9 protein-coding genes, 1 tRNA gene and 2 pseudogenes are annotated in these 8,955 nt (G+C 39.7%); 5 read left to right on the plus strand and 7 right to left on the minus strand.

Annotated features, from left to right (window positions below):
* Positions 1-775: catalase-related domain-containing protein (locus B4H32_RS07600; RefSeq protein ID WP_286801214.1), on the plus strand; the 775-nt coding region annotated here is incomplete at its 5' end.
* Between the two features lie 67 nt (positions 776-842).
* Here the strand turns inward: B4H32_RS07600 and B4H32_RS07605 are convergent.
* The 4 genes and pseudogenes from B4H32_RS07605 to B4H32_RS07615 form a co-directional block, all read right to left on the minus strand.
* Positions 843-983, minus strand: a complete 141-nt coding sequence (locus B4H32_RS07605; protein WP_004676713.1) for a hypothetical protein — start codon at positions 981-983, stop codon at positions 843-845.
* 141 nt (positions 984-1,124) lie between these two features.
* Entirely contained in the window at positions 1,125-1,334 is a 210-nt protein-coding gene (locus B4H32_RS07610) for a hypothetical protein (protein ID WP_004682744.1), read from the minus strand.
* Between the two features lie 500 nt (positions 1,335-1,834).
* The gene (locus tag B4H32_RS12760; RefSeq protein WP_314371664.1) at positions 1,835-2,068 is read right to left on the minus strand and encodes a hypothetical protein; all 234 of its coding nucleotides are present in this window, start codon (positions 2,066-2,068) and stop codon (positions 1,835-1,837) included.
* A 7-nt stretch (positions 2,069-2,075) separates the two neighbouring features.
* Positions 2,076-2,273, minus strand: a pseudogene (locus B4H32_RS07615) (transposase); the annotation flags it as partial.
* Between the two features lie 96 nt (positions 2,274-2,369).
* Here B4H32_RS07615 and B4H32_RS07620 point away from each other — a divergent pair.
* Positions 2,370-3,578 (plus strand): site-specific integrase, encoded by a 1,209-nt coding sequence (locus B4H32_RS07620; protein ID WP_004682746.1) that lies wholly within the window; start codon positions 2,370-2,372, stop codon positions 3,576-3,578.
* Positions 3,579-3,594: 16 nt separating this feature from the next.
* Here the strand turns inward: B4H32_RS07620 and B4H32_RS07625 are convergent.
* A tRNA-Ser gene (locus B4H32_RS07625) sits at positions 3,595-3,684 on the minus strand.
* An 86-nt stretch (positions 3,685-3,770) separates the two neighbouring features.
* The gene (locus B4H32_RS07630; protein WP_004776933.1) at positions 3,771-5,801 is read right to left on the minus strand and encodes an FAD-dependent oxidoreductase; all 2,031 of its coding nucleotides are present in this window, start codon (positions 5,799-5,801) and stop codon (positions 3,771-3,773) included.
* A 293-nt stretch (positions 5,802-6,094) separates the two neighbouring features.
* Between B4H32_RS07630 and argG the strand changes: the two genes are divergently transcribed.
* Positions 6,095-7,438 (plus strand): argininosuccinate synthase, encoded by a 1,344-nt coding sequence (gene argG / locus B4H32_RS07635; RefSeq protein ID WP_004758126.1) that lies wholly within the window; start codon positions 6,095-6,097, stop codon positions 7,436-7,438.
* A 194-nt stretch (positions 7,439-7,632) separates the two neighbouring features.
* Positions 7,633-8,316: a pirin family protein gene (locus B4H32_RS07640; protein ID WP_004680823.1), complete on the plus strand. Its 684-nt coding sequence runs from the start codon at positions 7,633-7,635 to the stop codon at positions 8,314-8,316.
* On the opposite strand, the gene B4H32_RS07645 is transcribed toward B4H32_RS07640, so the two are convergent.
* Entirely contained in the window at positions 8,308-8,451 is a 144-nt protein-coding gene (locus B4H32_RS07645) for a hypothetical protein (protein ID WP_155756479.1), read from the minus strand. The two genes, B4H32_RS07640 and B4H32_RS07645, sit on opposite strands and share 9 nt — an antisense overlap.
* Before the next feature lie 224 nt (positions 8,452-8,675).
* Here B4H32_RS07645 and B4H32_RS07650 point away from each other — a divergent pair.
* Positions 8,676-8,955 (plus strand): annotated as a pseudogene (locus tag B4H32_RS07650) (IS30 family transposase); the annotation flags it as partial.

Consider the following 8,955-nt stretch of genomic DNA (forward strand, 5'->3'; position numbering starts at 1 on the left):
CAAACTGAGAGTTCGACCAGAAAGTTTCGCTGATCATTTCTCGCAAGCCACAATGCACTACCATAGTTTGGAAAAATATGAACAACAGCATATTAAGGATGCATATTCTTTTGAATTATCTAAGGTTAAATCGGAAGATATCCGCAGACGTGTAGTTTACGCTGTCTTAGCTAATATTGACTTGGACTTAGCTGAATATGTTGCGAAAGAGTTAGGTATTAAAACTCCCCCTAAACAGCAAGATAGTCTGCACCAACCCGTAATTGCATCTTCGAAAAGATTAAGTACCTCATCTTTTCCTGCATCTGATATTAAACAGCGAAAAATTGCCTTGCTCGTTCATGACGGTGTAAATGCGTCATCAATAGATGATATTAAAATATGGGCTGACGCAGAAAAAGCTATTGTGGAAACTTTAGCACCGAACGCAGCCCCTGTTAAATCTAGTGATGGCAATGAAATACCAGTAGATGGAAGACAAAATGGCGAGCCTTCAGTGACTTATGATGCCGTAATCGTGGTTGATGGGAATAATTTAGAAGTATTTAAGGCTGATGGAGTTTCTAAACATTATGTATTAGAGACATATAAACATCTCAAGCCCATTGTTTTCCTGGGTGATAAATGCGCTTTAATAGATGAGTTTCAGCTCACTAAGGATGCAGCTCTATTCTCTACTCAAAATTTTAAAGAGATCCAAGATCAATTCAAACAAGCTATTCAAAATCACCGTTTGTGGGATAGAGAAAAAGTTGTCGCAGCTATTCCAGCATGACTTTATTTGAGCTTAAAAGTAGTGTAAGCATATGATTTCAAAAAGCCCTCATCGAGGGCTTTTTGATCTACTTTTGCTCTTTAAGTGGATTCTCAGGTTCTTGATTTGGTTTTTTTTGGGGATCTGGATTCTGATAGGTTTTCTGATCACCCTTGTCATCGTTTGATTCTTTTTGAGGTTTTGATTCTGGATTTTGCTTATTGATCATGTCGGTTCCATCACGTGAAATACTATAATAATAGATATGACATCAGGCTCTATCTATCAATAATAGATATGTTACGCAATACTACCCTGTAAAATAATTAGCACTGATCCGTTTTAAAAAAAATAGAGGCTTAGAACTCTCTTAAGATGGATTGCTTAAAAATTTACGCATCTGTCTATGTCTTCTAGTGAGACCTAGTACATCTTTACGCTTAATAATTTCATCTTCAGTAAAAGGCAGATGATTGATAAGCTGCTCAATCACCATAAAACTATTTTCAATTAAGAAACTATCTTGCTCGGTTGTCCAATTTGAGGTTATATGCTCAGATTTTTTAGACTGTCTTTTCATAAAAAGAAATTATACCTAATCATGAGGACTCTTGATTTTCTTCAAGCACTCGCGGCATACACAAATTTCTTTTGGGCATTGGTGTAATCAATCTCTCTAGCACCATGAAGGCCATATATACACATTAATAATCTGATCATCTTATTCCTTCTTTAAGTACTTAAAAGCTATATATCTTAGGCATCTATATTTATATGAATCCCTGTAAGACAGCATTTCGAACAACTTTATCGAAGTTTGAATGAAATAAATTTTCAGTAGTGTGACGCTTTGACAATAAACAGAAACTTGCTACCGTACCTATGCTCACCAATGTTAATAATTTCATCTTTAATTCCATCCATGTATAACTTATGATTCAAACATATCACTGTGATTTGTATTTATCTAACCGCCTTCTGATGAATTACTGTTCATAATGTAATCACATTATTACTTATGTAATTGAATTTGTTAAATAATGAAACAATTCCTATCAAACTACACTGAGTTATTACAACTTATAAATTTAAAGCTTTATGTGCCCATTTCAGAAATTTATCTTTATCGTTGAAATTAGGGACCTTCAATAAATTTATATAGGAAACTTCACCAAAGTTTCCTGAGATTTTATTTGATACAAGAATTGTAAAATCTTCTTCTTGCCCTACATGTACTTCCCGAAAAAATTCCATAACTTTCCGATCAAGGTTTAGTGAGGTAAACGCCTCTCTTTGAACTAAAAAGTCATAGATCTAGCTAACGTTTTAAACGGGCATTTTCAGCATCAAGTTCTTTAAGCCGCGTCATCATTGAAAGATCCATGTCGCCATATTTGGACTTCCATTTGTAGGCAGAGCTCATACCATGTTCGCTGCACAAGTTCGGTATGGGTGTTCCTGCTTCAACTTGCTTCAAAATACTCATGATTAGGCTGTCTGAATACTTAGATGTTTTCATAGAAAATCTCCTTAAATCAAGGTTATTCCATTTTCTACTTTTAAACTCAATTATTTTTTGGGGGGATTACCTATATAGTTTGAAAGGTTATAACGCATGGGTCGAACAAGCAGCTCAGGTCTACCAAAAGGCACAAGAGCAAGATCGGGAAAAATACAGATTAACTTTAAATGGAACGACAAGCGCGAGTGGTTCACCCTCGACCTCATCGATACCCCAGCCAACTTCATTAAGGCGGCTAAGATTAGAGAAGATTTTGTAAACAAGGCTAAATACGGGATATTAAAAATCGAGGATATCGAAGCTGTCACCGCCAAACCCATCAAAAAAGCTGACGCTGCGCAAAAAACATTGCCAGCGTCAAATGCTCCGACATTTGCTCACTATGCCCAAGAATACCTTTATAACCTTTCAGATCATAAGCAAGGCACCAAGAAAAAATATCTATCAATTCTGGAAAGGCTCTGGATGCCATTATTCGAAGATATGCCGATTAATACGATCACCAGTCAAATGTTGCGTACAGCCGTCAATGGACGTGAATGGTCATCGGCTAAAACTCGAAATGATGCTTTGATTCCATTACGTGGCGTATTCGAATTAGCTTGTGATGATGAGGTGATTGATAAGAATCCATGTGACCGATTGAAAAATCAGAAAACTCAGGAGGATGAACCTGATCCATTCAATGAAATGGAAAAGGAAATAATACTGAACTGGTTAAAAGAGAAATATATTGCAGACTACCCAACTGTGTATTGGTATTTTGTGGTGGCATTCTGGACAGGTTGCCGTCCATCAGAAATTATCGCACTCACTTGGCAGGATGTAGATTTTTTAAATAAGCAGATTTACATCAATAAAGGTCGTGTGAACGGCGTTCAGCAAGAAACCACTAAAACAAATAAAGCTAGATTTGTAGATTTAAATGATTTTGCTTTCGAGGCATTTCAACAACTCAGATTACTAACCTACCTCAAATATGAGCACGTATTTATCTGTGATGAGACAGGTAAAGAATTTACTACGCAAAAATCATTGAGCGAAAAGTTTGTAGCCTCACTGAAAGCGAATGGCATACGTTATCGTCCTGCCTATAACACTCGTCATACATATGCGACTGTATGCTTAATGAATGGACTTAATCCAGTTTATGTGGCTTCACAGCTAGGGCATAGTTTAGTGATGCTAACGATGCGTTATGCCAAGTGGATTAATTCAGATAAGAACAAAGAAGAGATTGCTAAAATTTCCAATAGTGCCAAAATTGTGCCAAATAAAAAGGGAATCAAACTATGTGTTTGATTCCCTTTAAGATATTTGGCGGAAGCGGTGAGATTCGAACTCACGGAGGACTCACACCCTCGTCGGTTTTCAAGACCGGTGCATTAAACCGCTCTGCCACGCTTCCATGTGCCTAAGAATACAAAGCTTGTTTCCTTTATTCAAGAAAAATTTAACTGCAATGTATTCAAATGCATATTGTTTCATCAATTGTTAAAGTTTAGCCGCCAGTTCAGCACCTTCACGAATCGCACGCTTGGCATCCAGCTCACCTGCTAACTTAGCACCACCAATCACATGATATTTTGCCAGTGTGGTTTCATTTTCACGTGGTACTAAATCTTTTACAGACTCCTGGCCTGCACATACGACAATGGTATCCACACGCAATAACTGGTCATGGCCATTATGCTCAACCCATAGGCCTTCGTCAGTTACAGCCTTGTACTGTACCCCACGCAACATACGCACACCATGTTTTTTCAATTGTGCACGATGCACCCAGCCCGAGGTTTTACCCAAGCCAATACCCAACGGCGTTGTTTTACGTTGCAATAAATAAATCTGACGTACTGGCATTTCAACTTCTGGACGTTGCGTACCACCTTCAGAAGTATAGTTAGGGTTTGGATCAACGCCCCATTCGCGTTGCCATTCTGCCAATGGTTGTGGCTGTGGTTGATGTGGTGGTTTTAGCAAAAACTCTGACACATCAAAGCCAATACCACCCGCCCCAATCACAGCAACCTTATATCCAACCTTAGCGCCTTTTAGCACTTCTGCATAAGACAAGACTTGTGGTGCATCACTACCCTGAATTTTTAGGGTACGTGGCACCACACCTGTTGCAATCACAACTTCATCAAAACCCTCACGTTCCAACTGTTCACGATTGACCTTGGTATTTAAGCGAACATCCACACCTGTCTGCTTTAATTGGACTTTAAAATAACGGATAGTTTCATGGAACTCTTCTTTTCCAGGAACAACTTTCGCTAAATTAAACTGACCACCCACATCATTATTTGCTTCGAATAATGTCACAGCATGCCCACGACTTGCCGCCACTGTTGCAGCCGACATCCCTGCAACGCCGCCACCCACAACCGCAACACGTTTTGGTTTCTTGGTTTTGATATAAACCAATTCTGTTTCAAAACATGCCTGCGGGTTAACCAAACAGCTAACACGCTCATTTTTAAAGGCATGGTCCAAACACGCCTGATTACATGCGATACAGGTATTAATTTCATCAACACGGTTGGTTGCAGTTTTATTAACCCAGTATGGATCAGCAAGGAATGGTCGTGCCATTTGCACCATATCGGCCTGTCCTGAAGCAACAATCTCTTCAGCAACATCTGGCATATTGATACGGTTTGATGCAATCACTGGTACTGAAACATGCTGTTTAACCTCAGCGGTATAATCCACGAATGCAGCTCGTGGGACTGATGTTACAATGGTCGGAATACGCGCCTCATGCCAGCCAATTCCTGTATTTAGAAGTGTGATTCCCGCTTTTTCCAATGCTTTAGCAATAATGATCACTTCCTGCATAGTGTTGCCATCATGCACTAAATCAAGCATGGACAGGCGGAAACAAATAATGAATTTTTCACCGACTTTGGCACGAATCGCCTTGACGATTTCCACGGGAAAACGCATACGGTTTTCAATATCACCACCCCAACGGTCTGTGCGCTTATTGACATGGTTGCTCAGAAACTGATTGATCAAATAACCCTCAGAGCCCATGATTTCCACGCCATCATAGCCTGCCTTTTTTGCCAGGCTTGCACAACGGGCATAATCTTCTATGGTGGCCAAAATCTGGCTATCCGACATTTGACGTGGTTTAAAAGGATTAATTGGTGCCTGAATTGGCGAAGAAGAAACCGAAAATGGATGATAACCATAACGACCTGAATGCAGGATTTGCATCAGGATTTTTGCTCCATGCTTATGCACAGCATGTGTGACCAGACGGTGATGAGGAATATCTGCCAGAGTGTTCATGGTACCGCCCGCAGGTAATAACCAGCCTTGACGGTTGGGTGAAATCCCACCCGTGATGATTAAGCCGACGCCACCTTTGGCACGCTCACCAAAATAAGCAGCAAGTTTAGGATAATTAAAAAAACGATCCTCCAAGCCTGAATGCATCGACCCCATGACCACACGGTTTTTAATGGTCGTAAATCCGAGATGTAATGGCTTTAAAATATTTGCATAGCTAGTCATGATATTCCTTCTATATTTTTGGCTTTGCAACTTGTTGCATAATACTCTAACTGAATTTTTATGCGTGTTTATGACTTTTTTTTGAGAAAGTGCTGACACTAAAGTCAAAACACTTGTAACAATCATGTTTTCCATCTTAAAAACTAAAAAACTGAACCCATTAGAGCATAAATTTTCTGGATAGTTTTTCTTTGAAGAAAACAAGCTTAATGAAAAGTGTTACAATGCTACCGATTTTTGATTCTCCAAGACTACCTGTTCGGGGTCTTTACTCATAAAAGTTAGGACAAGCAATGACTGATAATGCAACTATCTTGCAGCACGTACCTGTAGGCAAAAAAGTTGGGATTGCCTTTTCTGGTGGTCTCGATACTTCAGCAGCTTTATTGTGGATGAAGCAGAAAGGTGCACAACCTTATGCCTATACAGCGAATCTGGGTCAACCTGATGAGGATGACTATGATGCAATTCCAAAGAAAGCTGAACAATACGGCGCAGTCAAAGCTCGATTAATCGATTGTCGTTTACAACTTGCCCTTGAAGGTATTGCTGCAATTCAGTGTGGCGCTTTCCACATTAGCACTGGTGGCGTTCCTTATTTCAACACCACACCACTAGGCCGTGCAGTAACAGGTACAATGCTTGTAACAGCGATGAAAGAAGATGACGTCAACATTTGGGGCGACGGTTCAACTTATAAAGGCAACGATATTGAACGTTTCTATCGTTACGGTTTATTGACCAATCCTGCGCTTAAAATCTATAAACCTTGGTTAGACCAAACCTTTATTGATGAGTTAGGCGGCCGTGCCGAAATGTCGCAGTTCCTGATCGACAATGGTTTTGACTACAAAATGTCAAAGGAAAAAGCCTACTCGACTGACTCAAATATGTTGGGCGCAACGCATGAAGCAAAAGATTTAGAATACCTCAATGCTGGTATTAAAATCGTAGACCCAATTATGGGCGTTGCGTTCTGGAAAGACGACGTTGAAATCCAACCAGAAGAAGTAAGCATTACTTTTGAACAAGGTATGCCAGTTGCATTGAATGGCCAACGTATTGAAGATCCAGTTGAATTCATTCTAGAAGCAAACCGTATTGGTGGTCGTCATGGTCTTGGTATGTCTGACCAAATTGAAAACCGTATCATCGAAGCGAAATCTCGTGGTATCTATGAAGCACCAGGTATGGCTTTATTACATATCGCTTACGAGCGCTTAGTGACTGGTATTCATAACGAAGATACGATTGAACAATACCGTATTAATGGTTTACGTTTAGGTCGTTTACTCTATCAAGGTCGCTGGTTCGATTCTCAGGCGCTTATGCTGCGTGAAACAGCACAACGCTGGGTGGCCAAAGCCATTACAGGTACTGTCACTCTAGAACTACGCCGTGGTAATGACTACACCATCATGAACACTGAATCTCCAAACCTCACCTATGAGGCTGAGCGTTTAACCATGGAGAAAGGTGATTCTATGTTTACGCCAATGGATCGTATTGGTCAGCTCACCATGCGTAACCTCGACATTACTGATACACGTGCAAAACTCGGTATCTATACTGAAACAGGTTTACTTGCTGTTGGTCAAGGCTCTGCAATTCCTCAATTGGAAAACAAATCAAAATAAGCGTTTGATAAATAAATTTATCTCACCTAAAAAGGCTGAATAAAATATTCAGCCTTTTTTATTTCATCCAAAAACATACACACGATTAAATCATTGCATTTATAGAACAATATGTCGCAATAAAAGACTATTTATCACCATTATGAATCGATAATATAACAATCAAGCAAAATATAATAACTGGGAGATGAAAGATGAATGCTTATCTACATCGTAGTGAAAACCGTGGTCATGTCAAAGCAGGCTGGTTAGATACCTACCACAGCTTTTCATTTGGTAGCTGGTACAACCCGAAATATATGGGTGTCAGTGCACTCCGCGTGATCAATGATGATACGATTGCCGCCCATAACGGTTTCGGTACCCACCCCCATGACAATATGGAGATCCTGACCTGTGTGCTTGATGGCACCATTTCCCATAAGGACAGCATGGGCAATGAGGGACAAATCAATGCAGGTGAATGGCAGTTGATGAGTGCGGGTACAGGTATCACCCATAGTGAAATGAACAAGCATGACAAGGCGGTGCATCTATTACAGATCTGGATTCAACCCAATGTACAGGATGCTGAACCGACTTATCAGCAAATTCAGCTGAATCCGAAAGATCACCCAAACCAATGGCATTTGATCGCAGGTGATGAGTCTGCACCGATGCTGATCCGTCAAAATGCTGAGGTGAAAACGGCGGTGATTGAGAAAGATCAACACTTGGAGATTACTGCAAAGAAAAAAGTGAACTATGTTCATGTCATTTCTGGTGAAGTGATGATTGCTGATCACTTGGTTAAAGCGGGTGATGCATTAGTATTCGATGAAACTGCAACTATTACTGCATCGCAGGATAGCCAAATGATTTGGTTTGACTTACCTTAAACTCGGTTTATCTTGTACCCCTTGCCCCTCAAGGGGTACAAGCTTTTTAATCATTGCTGCTACTATCACAACCACTAGAATCTGAACTGGAATCATCATTTGAATGACAATGATCTGAATATCCTGAATCGTCATTTCTGGATGATTCACATGGGGAAGGGCAGACTAAAACTTGAAGTGCGACATAAACCACCTAATTAATTTAAAGGGTTTATAGAGTATATAAAATTGTCATACCATCATCAAAAGTTCGATAGCAACCCTTATAGTAAAAATAATTTATTATCCATACAGGATTCGAAAAAAAATCGAAATAATTCATAGACTGAGTTGTATTAGTTTTATAATGATTTGACTATATTGAACGAAATACACGGCTCTGTATCTTGGCAACATTACCTGATGCAAAGGCAGAATCAGTGCGCAAGGCTTAACTGAAGCTCTGAAATATTTACCTGCAGAACTGCGTAAAACGTTGACCTATGACCGTGGAGGTGAGATGGCAGAACATAAAACACTCGAAGAAGATTTAGGCATAGATGTATATTTCTGTGACCCACATTCACCCTGGCAAAAAGGCACATGCGAAAATATGAATGGTTTAATTAGGCAATATTTACCTAAAGGGATTGATTTAAA

Source organism: Acinetobacter sp. UBA2063 (assembly GCF_002333245.1).
GTDB lineage: Bacteria > Pseudomonadota > Gammaproteobacteria > Pseudomonadales > Moraxellaceae > Acinetobacter > Acinetobacter parvus.